Raw genomic sequence first — 16,037 nt, 5'->3', positions numbered from 1 at the left:
GCGACTGGCTGCAAAGAATCAGCGTGTCGAGGCTCTGCTTCAGATCTTCTGCGTGAGACGCAGTGTGAGCACGTCGAGGATCATCCGGGCGGTCGAGATGTTCGTCGCACATGGAATGTTGTGCACGTCACAGGCCCGCACCAGCGCGTTGATATCCGGTTCGTGCGGCTGCGGCGTCATCGGGTCGCGCAGGAAGATCACCATGTCGACCTTGCCTTCCGCGAGTTGCGCGCCGATCTGCAGGTCGCCGCCGTGCGGACCCGACAGCATCCGCTCGACCGTCAGCCCGTGCGCCGCGGCGATCCGCGAGCCGGTCGTACCCGTCGCGAGGAGTTCGCAGCGCGCGAGCGTGCTGGCGTATTCGCCGGAGAGCTGGACGATGTCGTCTTTCTTGTGATCGTGCGCGATGAGCGCGACGCGGGTGGTCATGAAGCCATACTCCTGAGTGTGCTTGTTAGGGTTGGTCAATACGTTCGGGCGGAGAACGAAAATCAGAACGTGCCCGGATACGCGCCGCCGTCGATGAGCCAGTTCTGGCCGGTAATGTAACCCGCGTGCGCGCTGCACAGGAACGCACAGGCGCGGCCGAACTCGTCGGACGTGCCGAAACGGCCCGCCGGAATCGACGCCATCCGGCGCCTGCGCGATTCCTCGATCGTGATGTCCTGCGCTTTCGCCTGGGCTTCGATTGTGCCGACAATGCGGTCGGTATCGAACATGCCCGGCAGCAGGTTGTTGATCGTCACGCCCTGCGGCGCGACCTTGCGAGCGAGGCCCGCGACGAAGCCCGTCAACCCCGAGCGCGCGCCGTTCGACAGACCGAGCACGTCGATCGGCGCCTTGACCGCCGAGCTCGTGATGTTGACGATGCGGCCAAAGCCGCGGCTGATCATACCGTCGATCGTCGCGCGCATCAGTTCGATCGGCGTCAGCATGTTGGCTTCGAGCGCGCGGATCCAGTCGTCGTGGGTGAACTGACGGAAGTCGCCTGGCGGCGGGCCACCCGCGTTGTTGACGAGAATGTCCGGTTGCGGGCACGCCGCGAGCGCGGCGGCGCGCCCTTCGGGCGTGGTGATATCGCAGGCGACGGCTTTCACATCGACGCCGCTCGCGGCGCGGATCGCCGCGGCGGTCGCCTCGAGCGTCTCTGCCGTGCGGGCGACGATCACCACGTTCACCCCTTCGGCGGCGAGCGCTTCGGCGCAGCCCCGACCGAGACCCTTGCTCGCCGCGCATACCAGCGCGGTCCGTCCTGCAATGCCCAGATCCATTTCCGTATCCTTTTTGTCAGTGTCGAGGGTTCAGTGCCGAAAGCTCAATGACGGCCTGGCTGGCCTGCCATGCGGCCCTGCGGTGACCATGCGGCCGCACCGATGCCCCGATTCTAGAAGAATCGACGGTGCGCTGCCGGTGCCCGCCTCGCAATCTCCGGTATCTTCCTGCGGCACTTTCGGTAAACTTGCAGCCGTGGTGCGCGCTGCCGGCCGGTTTCCGGCGCAAGGCGACGTGCCAGCCGATCCCTCTTGCCGCCGCCCGCGCATACGCCATGACACAGGACAGCCGTTTTCCCAATCTTTTCATCCTCGACCACCCGTTGATCCAGCACAAGCTGTCGCACATGCGCGACCGGGACACGTCGACGCGCACGTTCCGCGAACTGCTGCGCGAAATCACGCTGCTGATGGGCTATGAGATCACCCGCAACCTGCCGATGACCACCCGGCCGGTCTCGACGCCGCTCGTCGACATCGACGCGCCCGTGATCGCCGGCAAGAAGCTCGCGATCGTGCCGGTGCTGCGCGCGGGCATCGGGATGTCGGACGGGCTGCTGGAGCTGATTCCGTCGGCGCGCGTCGGCCACATCGGCGTGTATCGCGCCGACGATCACCGGCCGGTCGAATACCTCGTGCGCCTGCCGGATCTGGAAGACCGGATCTTCATCCTGTGCGATCCGATGGTCGCGACCGGCTATTCGGCGGTACACGCCGTCGACGTGCTCAAGCGCCGTAACGTACCGGGCGAGAACATCATGTTCCTCGCGCTGGTGGCCGCGCCCGAAGGCGTCCAGGTGTTCCAGGACGCGCATCCGGACGTGAAACTGTTCGTTGCTTCGCTCGATTCGCACCTGAACGAGCACGCGTACATCGTGCCGGGTCTCGGCGACGCCGGCGACCGGCTGTTCGGTACGAAGAACTGAGATCGGGGCGCCGGCGTCAGGCCGGCACCACGGAAAGCTCGAGGCGCTTGCCCAGCGCCGCAAATGCCGACGCGATCGTGTCGATCTTCGTCACGTGGCCGATATCGATGACACGCTGGATTTCCTGCGGCCGGGTATGAAGGCGTCTCGCCAGCTCGGCCGGTGAAACCTTTTGCCTGAGCATTTCGTTCAGCAACAGTACCTTGGCGGCCAGACTTGCCGGCAGTTCGATCAGCGCTTCTCCGCGCCGGGGTTTCGAAGGCGACGGCACCGGGCGCTTGTCCTCGAAATAGAAATCCATCGCAGTAGCCAGCGCGTCGACAGCCATTTCCCGCGCTTCGTCGAGCGTCGCGCCCGAAGTCAGCGCTTCCGGAATATCGCGGAATGAAACGGTGAAGCCGGCCTCGTCCCTTTCGATGCGGGCGGGATAACGAAACATGTAACTCTCCGTGTGTCATGTTCCCGGGCAGTCAGCACGGGCATCAGCAAGCCCCTTGCGGGGCCTGGCCTTATTTACAGTTCAACTGCTTCAGAATGGCCTTTCGAAGCGGCTCAGAAATCTCATGAGCGGGATGCCTCGGCAGCGTTGTCTGCCGACCGTTCAGATATACCTTCAAATGCTTTGTGCCCTGTTCGAAAGTTGCCCCACGGTCAGCGAGCCAGCGTTTGAACTCGCTTTGTTTCACCTTCCCCCCTGTGTCCGTGAACACCCTCATAAATATAAACAAAAATGTTTATATTTGCAATCGCTGCTTCTGCCTGTACCAAACCCACCGCATTTCCCCGCCCTTACCCTCTGCCGCCCCGCGCCGGCATGATAAAATTCGAATCCGCTCATCACGCGGCGCAAACCGGCCTCCACGCTGCGAGGCGCGCCCAAAGCGTCTGTACGCGCGTGATCAGGCAACAAAAACGCATCGACAATCGGATTAATGCGTGCGCCCCACAGGCGCATGCGACGGAGAAAGTAATGGCGGGTCATTCGAAATGGGCCAACATCAAGCATAAGAAAGCGGCGACCGATGCCAAACGCGGCAAGGTCTGGACGCGGCTGATCAAGGAAATCCAGGTCGCGGCCCGCATGGGCGGCGGCGACGCCGACACGAACCCGCGTCTGCGGCTCGCCGTCGACAAGGCGTACGACGCCAACATGCCGAAGGACAACATCAACCGCGCGATCCAGCGCGGCGTGGGCGGTGTCGACGGCGCGAACTACGAGGAAATCCGCTACGAAGGCTACGGCATCGGCGGCGCGGCGATCATCGTCGACACGATGACCGACAACCGCACCCGCACGGTCGCGGAAGTGCGTCACGCGTTCTCGAAGTTCGGCGGCAACATGGGCACGGACGGCTCTGTGTCGTTCATGTTCGATCACGTCGGCCAGTTCCTGTTCGCGCCCGGCACGCCGGAAGACACGCTGATGGACGCGGCGCTCGAAGCCGGCGCCGACGACGTCGTCACGAACGATGACGGCAGTATCGAAGTGATCTGCCCGGCGAACGATTTCCCGAAGGTGAAGGCTGCGCTCGAAGCCGCCGGCTTCAAGGCAGAAGTGGCGGAAGTCACGATGAAACCGCAGACGGAAGTCGAATTCACCGGCGACGACGCGGCAAAAATGCAGAAGCTGCTCGACGCCCTGGAAAACCTGGACGACGTGCAGGAAGTCTATACAAACGCAGCCATCGCCGACGAATAAGCGGCCGCGCGGTACGGCCGGGCGCCCTCTGCGCGCCGCCCGCCGGTTCCGCGCTCCGTGCGTCTGGCGGCGAGTCGAGCGGCCATGGCCGGTTTCACGGTTATCGCGCCAGGGTGATGTCGAAGGTTATAGCACCTCGGGTGCAGTTGTTGCGGCAAACCACGGCCGATGCATGCGCGTCGGCCGTCATTGTTTTTTAGTCTTCGGGGAATCACATGAAGTTACTCGTCGTCGGGTCCGGCGGTCGCGAACACGCGCTCGCATGGAAGCTCGCGCAGTCGCCGCGCGTTCAGCTTGTCTACGTGGCGCCAGGCAACGGCGGCACCGCGCAGGACGAGCGTCTGCGCAACGTTGATATCACCGACCTGAACGAGCTTGCGGATTTCGTCGAGAAAGAACAGATCGCCTTCACGCTGGTCGGGCCGGAAACGCCGCTCGCCGCCGGTATCGTCAATCTGTTCCGTTCACGTGGTCTGAAGATTTTCGGACCGTCGCGGGAAGCAGCACAGCTCGAAAGCTCGAAAGATTTCGCGAAGGCCTTCATGAAGCGTCACGCGATCCCGACCGCCGAATACGAAACGTTCGCCGATGTCGCCGCCGCGCACGCGTATCTGGACTCGAAGGGCGCGCCGATCGTCATCAAGGCTGACGGCCTCGCCGCCGGCAAGGGCGTCGTCGTCGCGACCACGCTCGAAGAAGCGCACGCGGCCGTCGACATGATGTTGTCCGACAACAGGCTGGGCGACGCAGGCGCGCGTGTCGTGATCGAGGAATTCCTGGAAGGCGAAGAAGCGAGCTTCATCGTGATGGTCGACGGCAAGCACGTGCTGCCGCTGGCGTCGAGCCAGGATCACAAGCGCCTGCTGGACGACGATCAGGGCCCGAACACCGGCGGCATGGGCGCGTACTCGCCCGCGCCGATCGTTACGCCGCAACTGCATGCACGCGTGATGCGCGAAATCATCCTGCCCACCGTGCGCGGCATGGAAAAAGAAGGCATCCGTTTCACCGGTTTCCTGTACGCCGGCCTGATGATCGACGCGCAGGGCAACCCGAAAACGCTCGAATTCAACTGCCGCATGGGCGACCCGGAAACGCAGCCGATCATGGCGCGCCTGAAGGGCGATTTCTCGAAGGTCGTCGAGCAGGCGATCGCGGGCACGCTCGATTCGGTCGAACTGGAATGGGATCGCCGTACGGCGCTTGGTGTCGTGTTGGCCGCGCATAATTATCCGGACACGCCGCGCAAGGGCGACCGGATCAGCGACATCCCGGCCGAATCCGCCGATTCCGTGACGTTCCACGCCGGCACGACGCTGAAAGACGGCAAGCTGACCACTTCGGGTGGACGCGTGCTGTGCGTGGTCGGTCTCGCGGATTCGGTGCGCAGCGCGCAGTCGGTGGCCTACGAAACGATCAACCAGATTTCGTTCGACGGCATGCAGTATCGCCGCGACATCGGTTATCGCGCCGTCAACCGCAAGCACTGAAGCCGCAGCGCAGCAATGGCGCCCTTCGCCGGGACGCTACACTTCGGGATGTCACGAGGTGCAGCAGCCTGGCAGAAGCGCGCCCCGTGAACCGCTGCAGGGCCGCTCAGATTGCCACTTCGGCGACCGGCCACGCCTGGCTTCAGGGCGGTTTCGGGTCTGGCGTAGTAGCAGATAACCCGCCCGAAGCTGAACCACGTTTTAGCGGGCCCTTCGCAGGGCCCGGTTTCAGGCGCTTGTTCAGGCTGTTTTACGGGCAACGTCGCGGGCGCGCCGCCCGCTTCAACACCGCCCACTCACGAACCCGCGGCCAGACAATCCGGCCGCCGACCAGCATCCATGACCGATTCAACCTGTGACGTACAGGCCGTCCGCGTGTGGCTCCAGAGCCTGCAGACGCACATCGCCGACACGCTCGGCGCCTTCGACGGCAAGCCCTTCGCGACCGACGCATGGCAGCGCGCGCCCGGCGAAAAGCTGCGCGGCGGCGGCGTCACGCGCATTCTCGAAGGCGGCAACTTCTTCGAGCGCGCGGGCATCGGTTTTTCGGACGTCGCCGGCGACGCGCTGCCGGGCTCGGCCAGCGCGGCGCGGCCACAGCTCGCCGGACGCGGTTTTGAAGCGATGGGCGTGTCGCTCGTGCTGCATCCGCACAATCCGTATTGCCCGACAGTCCACATGAATGTGCGTATGCTGATCGCAACGAAGCCGGGCGAAGCGCCCGTCTTCTGGTTCGGCGGCGGCATGGATCTGACGCCCTACTATGGTTACGAGGAAGACGCGCGGCACTTTCATACGGCCTGCCGCGATTCGCTCCAGCCGTACGGTGCGGACCTGTACCCGCGCTTCAAGCAATGGTGCGACGAGTATTTCTTCCTCAAGCATCGTAACGAGCCGCGCGGCATTGGCGGGATTTTCTTCGACGATTTCGCCGAGCCCGGCTTCGATCGTTCGTTCGAGATGGTGAAGAGCGTCGGCGATGCGTTCCTGAACGCGTATCTGCCGATCATCGAAAAACGCCGCTCGCAGCCGTATGGCGAAGCCGAGCGCGATTTCCAGGCGTATCGACGTGGCCGTTATGTCGAGTTCAACCTGGTCTTCGACCGTGGCACACTGTTTGGGCTGCAAAGCGGCGGACGCACCGAGTCCATCCTGATGTCGATGCCGCCTGTGGTGAACTGGCGCTATAACTGGCAGCCAGAACCCGGCACGCCGGAAGCGCGCCTGTATTCCGATTTTCTCGTGCCGCGCGAATGGGTTTGATGCGGGCCAACGCCCGCCATCCAGCCCGAACGCAGTGTCACGAAAGGACCCGCACCTGAATCCGAACGCTCATCCTGTCGCGCTGCCCCGCCGGATTGGACTGCTTGGCGGCACCTTCGACCCGATCCACGACGGCCACCTTGCGCTCGCGCGGCGTTTCGCCGACGTGCTGCGTCTGACCGAACTCGTGCTGCTGCCCGCCGGCCAGCCGTGGCAGAAAGCAGGCGTGTCGGCGGCGAAGCACCGGCTGGCGATGACGCGCGCGGCGGCTGACTCGCTCGTGCTGCCGGGCGTGAAGGTGCGCGTCGCGACCGACGAGATCGACCACGCCGGCCCGACCTACACGGTCGACACGCTGCAACGCTGGCGCGAGCGTGAAGGCGCGAACGTCTCGCTGTCGCTGCTGCTTGGCGCCGACCAGCTCGTGCACCTCGACACATGGCGCGACTGGAGACGGCTCTTCGACTACGCGCATATCTGCGCGGCGACACGGCCCGGTTTTGAATTGACGACGATCCCGCCAGTGGTGGCCGACGAGATCGCCGCGCGCACGGCCAGCGCGGAAGTTTTGCAGGGCTCCCCCTGCGGCCATCTGCTGATCGATACGACGCTTGCGTTCGACGTTTCGGCCACCGACATCCGCTCGCATCTGCGCGAGCGGCTCCAGCACCACGCGGGCGGCAACACCCAGGACATCGTCGTGAGCCATGTCCCTGAAGCCGTGTGGGACTATATTCTTCAACATCATCTGTACCATCGGTAAACATGGATATTCGCAAACTGCAACGCGTGATCGTCGACGCCCTCGAAGACGTGAAAGCGCAAGACATCAAGGTGTTCAACACCACCCATCTGACCTCGCTGTTCGACCGCGTGATTGTCGCGAGCGGTACGTCGAACCGGCAGACCAAATCGCTCGCGTCCAGCGTGCGTGAGAAGGTCAAGGAAAATGGCGGCGACGTGATCAGCACCGAAGGCGAGGACATCGGCGAATGGGTGCTGGTCGATTGCGGCGACGCAGTCGTGCACATCCTGCAACCGGCGCTGCGCCAGTACTACAACCTCGAGGAAATCTGGGGCGACAAGCCGGTGCGCATCAAGCTGTCGACGCCGAATCCGTTCGGCGGCGCGAGCGCCAGCGAGCCGCTCGACGACGAGGAAGAAGACGAAGCGCCGGCGGCAAAGCCTGCACGCAAGGCGCCGGCACGTCGTCGCTGAACGCTGGCGGGAAGCTGCCGTGAAGCTGCATATCCTCGCCGTCGGTCACAAGATGCCCGACTGGATCGCGACCGGCTTTGACGAGTACACGAAGCGCATGCCGCCCGAGCTGCGCATCGAGTTACGCGAGATCAAGCCGGAGCAGCGCTCGTCTGGCCGTCCGGCCGGGAGCGTGATGGCTGCCGAGCGTGTGAAGATCGAAGCCGCGTTGCCGAAGAACGCACGCATCGTCGCGCTCGACGAACGCGGCCGCGACTGGACCACCGTGCAGCTGGCGGACGCCCTGCCCGGCTGGCAGCAGGATGGGCGCGACGTCGCATTTCTGATCGGCGGCGCGGACGGGCTCGATCCCGATCTGAAGGCCCGTGCAGACATGCTGCTGCGCGTGTCGAGCCTCACGCTGCCGCATGCGATGGTTCGCGTGCTGCTCGCCGAACAGCTTTACCGTGCGTGGACCATCACGCAGAATCATCCCTATCACCGCGCGTGAGCGCCGGGCGGCACACAGCCGCCGCTCCCGATCCCACAGTGTGACGATCCCGCTTTGCTCCGGAGAGGCTCCGGCCAGTTGCGCGCGCTAACAGCGATTTGTTTTCACGAGATCCGTTCATGACTTCGTCGCCCGCTGCGTCTTTTCCGTTCGTTTATCTCGCTTCGCAAAGTCCGCGCCGCCAGGAGTTGCTTCAGCAACTCGGCGTGCGCTTTGAACTGCTGCTGCCCCGCCCCGATGAAGACGCCGAAGCGCTCGAAGCCGAGCTGCCCGGCGAGCGCGCGCATCATTACGTGATGCGTGTATGCGTCGCGAAGGCCGAGGCGGCGCGCGCGCGGCTCGTCGCGGGCGGCCATGCGAATGCGCCGATTCTGGTTGCGGACACAACCGTCACCATCGACGGTGCAATCCTCGGCAAACCCGCCGGCGCCGACGATGCGGTTGCGATGCTCACGCGTCTTGCCGGACGCGATCACGAAGTGCTGACGGCCGTCGCCGCGGTGACGGCGGACGGCACGCTGCTGCCCGCCGTGCTGTCGACTTCACGCGTGCGGTTCGCGGCCGTCACGTCCGATGCGCTGCGGCGCTACGTCGCCACGGGCGAGCCGCTTGGGAAGGCTGGCGCTTATGGCGTGCAGGGCCGTGCAGCGGAGTTTATCGAGCATATCGACGGGTCCTATTCAGGTATCATGGGTTTGCCGCTTTTTGAAACCGCTGCCCTCCTGCGCGCAGCGCGCATCGACTTCTAGAACAAGACCATGAATGAAGAAATCCTGATCAACGTCACGCCCCAGGAAACGCGCGTCGCGCTCGTCCAGCAAGGCGCTGTGCAGGAGCTTCATGTCGAGCGCACGCTCTCGCGTGGCCGCGTCGGCAATGTGTATCTCGGCAAGGTTGTCCGCGTGCTGCCAGGCATGCAATCGGCCTTCATCGATATCGGGCTCGAACGCGCGGCGTTCCTTCATGTGGCTGATATCTGGCATCCGCGCATCGCCGGCGAACCGCAACATCAGGCGCCGCATCAGCCGATCGAAAAGATCGTGTTCGAAGGTCAGTCGCTGATGGTGCAGGTCGTGAAAGATCCGATCGGCACCAAGGGCGCGCGCCTCTCGACGCAGGTCAGCATCGCGGGCCGCACGCTCGTCTATCTGCCGCAGGAGCCGCATATCGGCATCTCGCAGAAGATCGAAAGCGAAGCCGAGCGCGAAGCGATCCGTGCGCGGCTCACGGCTGTGCTGCCGGTCGACGAGAAAGGCGGCTACATCGTGCGCACCATCGCCGAAGATGCGACCAGCGAAGAACTCGCCGCCGACGTCGCCTATCTGCGCAAGACGTGGACGACGATCGTCTCGCAGGGTCAGCGCATGCCGCCCACCAGCCTGCTGTATCAGGACCTGAATCTCGCGCAGCGCGTGTTGCGCGATTTCGTCAACGACGAGAGCTCGCGTATCCAGGTCGACTCGCGCGAAACGTTCCAGATGCTCGCCGAGTTCGCGGCGGAATTCACGCCGGCTGTTTCGTCGAAGCTGCATCACTACACGGGTGAACGGCCGCTCTTCGACCTGTACAACATCGAGACGGAAATCCAGCGTGCATTGTCGCGGCGCGTCGATCTGAAATCGGGCGGCTATCTGGTGATCGACCAGACCGAAGCGATGACCACCATCGACGTGAATACCGGCGGCTACGTCGGCGCGCGCAATTTCGACGATACGATCTTCAAGACGAACCTCGAAGCGGCGCACACGATCGCGCGGCAACTGCGTCTGCGCAACCTGGGCGGCGTGATCATCATCGACTTCATCGATATGGAAAATCTCGAGCATCGCGACCAGGTGCTCGGCGAACTGAAGAAGGCGCTTTCGCGCGATCGCACGCGCGTGACAGTGAACGGCTTTTCGCAGCTCGGCCTCGTGGAGATGACGCGCAAGCGCACGCGCGAATCGCTCGCACACGTGCTGTGCGAGCCGTGCCCGGTGTGCCTCGGCAAGGGTCAGGTGAAGACGCCGCGCACGGTCTGTTATGACGTGCTGCGCGAGATCCTGCGCGAATCGCGTCAGTTCAATCCGCGCGAGTTCCGGGTGGTGGCTTCGCAGCAGGTGATCGATCTCTTCCTCGAAGAGGAATCGCAACATCTGGCGATGCTGATCGACTTCATCGGCAAGCCGGTGTCGTTGCAGGTGGAGTCGAACCTGAGCCAGGAACAGTACGACATCGTGTTGATGTAGACGCCACAAATGGGCCGCGTGTACTCACGCACGGCTTTGGCTCGCTGAACACGTGTGGTTTGCTGGTTTGCCTGCGATCAAGCTCACCGTCAAAGCGGATTCAACTGCAGCGCCCGCCGACGTCCGTTTGCCATCGTGCCTTCTGCCGCACGCGTTCGCGCGTGGCGATTCCGGCAAATCGACCAGATGAGGCACGAATCTCCTGTTTGCACTGGCGATAGCCCGTCTTGCAGGAAACGCGCAGGCAGAGCCGCCCGGCGCAGGCATGGGGTTCACCCTAAGCGTTGTCTCGCGCACCGACGCTATTGCCGATCGTGCACCGTTTTTTTATTGAGATGGTTGGCAGAACGCGAAATTCGTTCTACATTAATCGTCAGACGTAAAAGCACAACAGGTCACCGACCAATAATCCAAAGCGTCACGGGGGCAACATGATGACCTTGATCGACCAGGACATCGCGCACATCACGCGCGTGATGCGGCCATCGTTACATGGAGACCTGGGCGGGCCGATTCTGCCCCCCACCTACTGGCGACAGCGCCTTTACCGGCTGCTCGATACCGATCATCTTTCCAAATCCCAGCTCTGTTCGATTGACAGCCTGCTGCTGCAACTCGAAGAGTTTGTGCGCGCCGGGATTCCACAGCGTGCAGCGGCGGCCGAGTCGACCTCGCATAGCGAGATTCCGGGCGAACTCGTCAGTCCGTAGCCCGCACGCTGTCCTGACAGCGCGATGCAGGTTGTCGTTGAGCCGTCTGGCATAACGGCAGGCACCGCCATCTTCAATTATTTATAGATAATCCTTCAATCTGAGCCCCAATTATCAAACGGGACAGACTGCCTGAAAATGCGTTGGACGTCTTACACAACGCATCTTCAACGGAGCAGTCATGTCCAGTCAATCGTCGAAACTTTCCCGCGTCGCTTTCCTTGCTGCCTTTGCCGCAGCAACCGCGCTTTCGTCCAGGCTCCCGCACACTGCGCATGCCGCGGACGACGTGCTCCCGCATCCGCACCACCTGTCAGTCGGTGGTTCAACGACGCAGACGGCGCCAGTCGTGCTCGCCGCCCGTCGCTACGCTGCGTTCTGGAATACCGGCGACGAAACGTATGCGAAACAGGCGCTGTCGCCGGCGTTCATCGATCGCACGCTGCCAGAAGGCCGTCCGCAAGGCCCCGGCGGCCCGCTTGCCGCATCGAAGGGATTTCGCACCGCTGTGCCGGACCTGACCGCCGAAATCGACGATCTCGTCGTGGCAGGCGATCGCGCGTCAGTGCACCTGCACTTTCGCGGACATTTCACAGGTCAGTTCCAGAACATCAAGGGCGAAGGCCAGACCGTCGATTTCCAGGCGTTCGATCTGTATCGCGTTAAGGACGGCCAGATCGTCGAAAACTGGCACCTCGAAGACAACCTGACCCTGTTGAAGCAGCTGGGCGTGATCAAGCCGTAATGCATCGCACGACACGACTCGGGGTGGTCAAGGCGGCGGTCGTTTCCCTGCGGATCACCTAGAATTCCTGGTATGAGGTCGATCTGGACGGAGGCTGCCATGGCTGAATCGATGGTCAGCATCGTGGTCGGGCTGGCGGCGGTGATCGTCGCCGTCTTGCTGGGGGCGTCGCGCTACCGGCGCGATCATCGCGGGCTCGGCGAACTGCATCACGCACGCGGGCGGCTCGACGGGCACCGCCTCTGGGATCGCATGCGTCACCGGCATTGACGCGGTACGGCAACACCTGCAACGCATCGCGTCGCATCACGCCGCGAAAACCGCCTAATGGAGACGAACATGTCCGACGAACACGCGCCCTGGCAGGTTGTCGAGTACGAAGGCTTCGAGATTCACGCGGCCCCGTTTGCGAAAGACCTGGAAGAAAGCGAACCGCGCCGGGCGCCTGGACCATTTACCTATGTCGGCTACGTGTGCCATCCGGGCGCCGATCCGGCAATTCCGGGGCACGCAGTGCAGTTTCACGCGGACGGGGAAGAAGCGTTCGCGACCGGCGAAGATGCGCTATACGAAGCGGTTCATGTCGGACGCAGTATCATCGATGGCACGCATCCGGATCTGTCGGTGTTGCCGCTGGTGACGGGTGGGGTTTGACGGCACACTTCGCGCTCACCCGACGCGGCAGATTGCGGCCGGGTCACGCGGCAGGGCCACGGGCCCGACGCCAGGATTTCACCTGAGCGCGCCGCTCAGGCTGTCTGCTGCTGATACTGGATGCGATGCAGATGCGCGTAAAGACCGCCCTTCCTGAGTAGCTCCTCGTGGCTGCCCTGCTCCGCAATCTGTCCGGCTTCGAGTACCAGAATGCGGTCGGCGCGTTCGATCGTCGAGAGGCGGTGAGCGATGACGAGAGTCGTGCGTCCCTTCATCAACGTCTCCAGCGCGGCCTGCACGTGACGCTCCGATTCCGAATCGAGCGCTGAAGTTGCTTCGTCGAGAATCAGGATCGGCGCGTCCTTGTAGATCGCGCGCGCGATCGCAAGGCGCTGCCGCTGGCCGCCCGACAGCCGCATACCATTCCCGCCCACGAGCGTATCCAGTCCGGCCGGCATGGCCGACACCGCATCCATCAGGTTCGCCGCACGCAACGCCGCCTCGACGCGCGCGCGATCCGGCTCGTGACCGTAGGCCACATTCGCGGCGATCGTATCGTTGAACAGGACGACGTCCTGACTCACCATCGCCATCTGGCTGCGCAGGTCGTGCAGGTCATATTCCGGAATCGGAACGCCGTCGACCAGAATGGCGCCGCCCGTTGGATCGAAGAAGCGCGGCAGCAGATTCACAAGCGTCGTCTTGCCGCTGCCGGAGGGACCGGCGAGCGCAACCATTTCGCCTGGCTGCACCTTGAACGAGATACTGGCGAGCGTCGGACGATCGACTTCGCCGTAGGTGAACGACACCTCGCGGAACTCAATGTCGCCACGCGCGTTGCAGAGGCTGCGCTCGCCGCCCTGCGGCTCGGCGGGCTCGTCGATCAGGCCAAAGATCAGTTCGGCCGCGGTCATGCCTCGCTGCAGCGGCTGATTGACGTCGATCAGATGCTTGAGCGGCGAAATAACCAGCAACATCGAGGTGACGAACGCAACGAAACCGCCCACCGTCGTCTGGTCGCTCGCCGACTGGACCACCGCGATCGTGATCACAATCGCGAGTGCGATCGATGCGAGGAACTGCGTGAGCGGCTGCGCGAGGCCACCGGAAATCGACATGCGCATCGCGTAGCCCTTCAGGCGCTTGCTCATCGCCGTGAAGCGGTCGATTTCGTACTTTTCGCCGTTATGCACCTTGACGACCTTGTAGCCGCCGACCGTCTCTTCGACGATGTACGACAGTTCGTTCGTCAGCGTCTGATGCTCGCGGTTGAGGCGCCGCAGGCGACGGTTGATCTTGCTGACGAGCCAGCCAATGCCGGGCAGGATCACCGCGACGATCAGCGTGAGGCGCCAGTTCAGATAGAACAGGTAACCCAGCAGGAAGATCACCGTCAGCGAGTCTCGCACCAGCGTAACCATGACCCCCATCAGCACGTTAAGGATCTGGTTGACCTCGAACACGATTGCGTTGATCACCGTGCTCGCAGTTTCCCGCTGGAAAAACGAAGCGCTCGTGTGAATCATGCGTTCGAACATCTCCAGCCGAAGTTGCAGCAGGATGCGATTCGATACGTAGGCAAGCAGATAGCCCGACGCGTATTGCGCAAGACCACGCACGAGCGCGAGGCCGATAACGGCAACCGGAACAAACCACTTCGCGCTATTGCTGCCGTGCTCGCCGAACCCGTGGTCGAGCAGCGGCTTCAGCAGCGCCGGAATACCGGCTTCGGTCGCCGCGACAATGCCCATCGTCGCGACCGCAAGCACCACGGCCCCGATCAACGGCTTGATAAACGGCCACAGACGCCTCAAGACCGCAGCCGACGAGGTCCGCTCCGTGCCGCCCACCGTTTTCCGTAGTGTGTTCTGCGTTTCCAAGAAATTCCCTTCTGTTACCTGTAAGCCCGCGAGCGGGGCCAGATCGTGACCGCACCGGTGCGTTTTACGCGGTTACCGGCCAGCGACGATCTCCGCCGGCTGCGGCGCCGGCACAGCCTCGACGCGCGTGCCGCGATAGATGATGGCCAGCATGGTCGCCCACAGCAATGCAACCAGCGACACGTTCATCACCAGCGAAAAGACGTCGATGCTGAGGCCGAAAATGATGACCGAGCCCGTCGTCGCGAGGCCGCAGTAGGCGGCGGTCGAGACCGTGCTGTCGGTCGATTTGCAGTTCCTCAGAAAATACAGCATCGGCCCGAAATACACGAGAAGAAGGCACACCACGCCGATTGCGCCCAGTTCCGCGATGGTCGAGAAAAACTCGCTGTGGGCCCGGTCGTTCACGATCACCTGCGACGCCTGTCCCGCGTCGGCCAGCGACTGCAACGAGCGCTTGAAATGGCCCTTGCCGACGCCGAATACCGGATTCTGTGCGAAGAGTTCCGTCGACGCGCGCCACAGCTGCAGGCGCTGCCCGATCGACGAATCCGCGTCGCCCTTTTCGAGCCTGGCAAAATCGGTCGATGTATCGGTCAGCCGCTGCCGCACGACGTGCGTCGACACCAGCGCCGTGGCGCACACGACGAGCACGCTGCAGACCGCGAGTACGCGCATGCGGTGACGGGTCCAGCCGAAATTCGCAGCGCACAGCCACGCCAGCAGCGGCAACGCGAGCCACCCGCCGCGTGTGCCCGACAGATACGACGCGTAACATCCTGCCAGCAGCGCGACGGTCTTGACGACGATCGCCGTCCGGCGATACGAGGTGTCCCAGCGGATCGACAGTAACGCGAGAAATCCCAGCAGCAGCGCCGTGTTCCCGAATGGAATCGGGTTCGTATAGTCGTTGCCGAGGCGATGTGTATCGCTCCACGTCTGGTGGATGCCGCTGATAATCGCCCAGCCGCCCGCGCCCAGCGCACCGGCGGCACATCCCCAGCCGATCAGGACGAGTCTTCTCGTCGATACCGTGCATAGCAACAGGAAGACCGGCAGGCTCAGGACGAGGCGGGACATCGCGTCAAACTGCTGCGGAAGATAGTAATGCTCAACGATCTGCTGCAAGGGGAGCACGATCGCGAACGCCGCCATACTCCACGCGTAGAGCGGGTACTGCCGCACGGGGTCGAGGTACGCCCGCTCGCCGCGCATCGCGACGAGTTTGCCGATGCCGACCAGCACAAGCAGCACAAAACAAAATGAAGTTCCGCCCCGATAAGTCAGGATTGTTGCAGGCGCAAGAATCAACAGCACAGCGGCGACAGGGGTAATAATTCTGCTAGCTGTCATAGCGCAACGAAAGGGCCATAGAAAACGGGGTCTTTATTGAGAAAAGTCGGTGCATTATAGCGTCCCCGCCCCCAGGGCTCCCCGAGTTTGAACTGAGGGCCGGAGTGGAA

At 63.2% G+C, this 16,037-nt stretch carries 19 protein-coding genes; 13 read left to right on the top strand and 6 right to left on the bottom strand.

The genetic code is table 11. From position 1 onward, the window contains the following. Positions 1-39: 39 nt before the first annotated feature. Both LPA36_RS03845 and LPA36_RS03840 read right to left on the bottom strand, forming a co-directional pair. On the bottom strand, positions 40-429 hold the full coding sequence (locus LPA36_RS03845) for a methylglyoxal synthase (protein WP_228874809.1): 390 nt from the start codon (positions 427-429) through the stop codon (positions 40-42). A gap of 62 nt (positions 430-491) precedes the next feature. Next, a complete protein-coding gene (locus LPA36_RS03840) occupies positions 492-1,271 on the bottom strand; it encodes an SDR family oxidoreductase (RefSeq protein WP_228874808.1) in 780 nt (259 codons plus the stop codon). 275 nt (positions 1,272-1,546) lie between these two features. On the opposite strand from LPA36_RS03840, the gene upp reads away from it, so the two are divergent. After that, positions 1,547-2,197 carry a uracil phosphoribosyltransferase gene (gene upp, locus LPA36_RS03835; protein ID WP_228874807.1) on the top strand — a complete coding sequence of 217 codons (651 nt, stop codon included), beginning with the start codon at positions 1,547-1,549 and terminating at the stop codon, positions 2,195-2,197. A gap of 16 nt (positions 2,198-2,213) precedes the next feature. Here the strand turns inward: upp and LPA36_RS03830 are convergent, their stop codons facing one another. After that, positions 2,214-2,636 carry a type II toxin-antitoxin system HicB family antitoxin gene (locus tag LPA36_RS03830; RefSeq protein ID WP_228874806.1) on the bottom strand — a complete coding sequence of 141 codons (423 nt, stop codon included), beginning with the start codon at positions 2,634-2,636 and terminating at the stop codon, positions 2,214-2,216. Between the two features lie 70 nt (positions 2,637-2,706). Continuing rightward, on the bottom strand, positions 2,707-2,913 hold the full coding sequence (locus tag LPA36_RS03825; RefSeq protein WP_324250878.1) for a type II toxin-antitoxin system HicA family toxin: 207 nt from the start codon (positions 2,911-2,913) through the stop codon (positions 2,707-2,709). A gap of 254 nt (positions 2,914-3,167) precedes the next feature. On the opposite strand from LPA36_RS03825, the gene LPA36_RS03820 reads away from it, so the two are divergent. The 12 genes from LPA36_RS03820 (at position 3,168) to LPA36_RS03765 (ending at position 12,694) form a co-directional block, all read left to right on the top strand. Next, a complete protein-coding gene (locus tag LPA36_RS03820) occupies positions 3,168-3,896 on the top strand; it encodes a YebC/PmpR family DNA-binding transcriptional regulator (protein ID WP_228874804.1) in 729 nt (242 codons plus the stop codon). 215 nt (positions 3,897-4,111) lie between these two features. Beyond that, positions 4,112-5,386: a phosphoribosylamine--glycine ligase gene (gene purD, locus LPA36_RS03815; RefSeq protein WP_228874803.1), complete on the top strand. Its 1,275-nt coding sequence runs from the start codon at positions 4,112-4,114 to the stop codon at positions 5,384-5,386. A gap of 339 nt (positions 5,387-5,725) precedes the next feature. Continuing rightward, the gene (gene hemF / locus LPA36_RS03810) at positions 5,726-6,649 is read left to right on the top strand and encodes an oxygen-dependent coproporphyrinogen oxidase (RefSeq protein WP_228874802.1); all 924 of its coding nucleotides are present in this window, start codon (positions 5,726-5,728) and stop codon (positions 6,647-6,649) included. A 34-nt stretch (positions 6,650-6,683) separates the two neighbouring features. Next, the gene (locus LPA36_RS03805) at positions 6,684-7,412 is read left to right on the top strand and encodes a nicotinate-nucleotide adenylyltransferase (RefSeq protein ID WP_228874801.1); all 729 of its coding nucleotides are present in this window, start codon (positions 6,684-6,686) and stop codon (positions 7,410-7,412) included. A 2-nt stretch (positions 7,413-7,414) separates the two neighbouring features. Further along, complete coding sequence (rsfS, locus tag LPA36_RS03800; RefSeq protein ID WP_228874800.1) at positions 7,415-7,867, top strand: ribosome silencing factor; 453 nt, start codon at positions 7,415-7,417, stop codon at positions 7,865-7,867. A gap of 19 nt (positions 7,868-7,886) precedes the next feature. Beyond that, entirely contained in the window at positions 7,887-8,357 is a 471-nt protein-coding gene (rlmH, locus tag LPA36_RS03795) for a 23S rRNA (pseudouridine(1915)-N(3))-methyltransferase RlmH (RefSeq protein WP_228874799.1), read from the top strand. Between the two features lie 119 nt (positions 8,358-8,476). Then, positions 8,477-9,106, top strand: a complete 630-nt coding sequence (locus tag LPA36_RS03790) for a Maf family protein (RefSeq protein WP_228874798.1) — start codon at positions 8,477-8,479, stop codon at positions 9,104-9,106. A gap of 9 nt (positions 9,107-9,115) precedes the next feature. Continuing rightward, positions 9,116-10,585, top strand: coding sequence for a ribonuclease G (gene rng / locus LPA36_RS03785; RefSeq protein WP_228874797.1), 1,470 nt, complete (start codon positions 9,116-9,118; stop codon positions 10,583-10,585). Positions 10,586-11,016: 431 nt separating this feature from the next. Continuing rightward, complete coding sequence (locus tag LPA36_RS03780) at positions 11,017-11,295, top strand: hypothetical protein (protein WP_228874796.1); 279 nt, start codon at positions 11,017-11,019, stop codon at positions 11,293-11,295. Between the two features lie 181 nt (positions 11,296-11,476). Then, positions 11,477-12,040, top strand: a complete 564-nt coding sequence (locus tag LPA36_RS03775) for an ester cyclase (RefSeq protein WP_228874795.1) — start codon at positions 11,477-11,479, stop codon at positions 12,038-12,040. 99 nt (positions 12,041-12,139) lie between these two features. Beyond that, positions 12,140-12,310 carry a hypothetical protein gene (locus LPA36_RS03770; protein WP_228874794.1) on the top strand — a complete coding sequence of 57 codons (171 nt, stop codon included), beginning with the start codon at positions 12,140-12,142 and terminating at the stop codon, positions 12,308-12,310. Between the two features lie 69 nt (positions 12,311-12,379). Continuing rightward, positions 12,380-12,694 (top strand): hypothetical protein, encoded by a 315-nt coding sequence (locus tag LPA36_RS03765; RefSeq protein WP_228874793.1) that lies wholly within the window; start codon positions 12,380-12,382, stop codon positions 12,692-12,694. A 95-nt stretch (positions 12,695-12,789) separates the two neighbouring features. Here LPA36_RS03765 and msbA read toward each other — a convergent pair whose 3' ends face one another. Continuing rightward, positions 12,790-14,574 carry a lipid A export permease/ATP-binding protein MsbA gene (gene msbA, locus LPA36_RS03760; protein WP_228874792.1) on the bottom strand — a complete coding sequence of 595 codons (1,785 nt, stop codon included), beginning with the start codon at positions 14,572-14,574 and terminating at the stop codon, positions 12,790-12,792. A 72-nt stretch (positions 14,575-14,646) separates the two neighbouring features. Beyond that, positions 14,647-15,828 carry an O-antigen ligase family protein gene (locus LPA36_RS03755; RefSeq protein ID WP_228874791.1) on the bottom strand — a complete coding sequence of 394 codons (1,182 nt, stop codon included), beginning with the start codon at positions 15,826-15,828 and terminating at the stop codon, positions 14,647-14,649. Between the last annotated feature and the right edge of the window lie 209 nt (positions 15,829-16,037).

It is taken from the genome of Paraburkholderia saeva (genome assembly GCF_907164555.1).
Lineage (GTDB): Bacteria > Pseudomonadota > Gammaproteobacteria > Burkholderiales > Burkholderiaceae > Paraburkholderia > Paraburkholderia saeva.
Note: the sequence above shows the minus strand (reverse complement) of the source record. Positions and strands in the feature narration are given on the sequence as shown.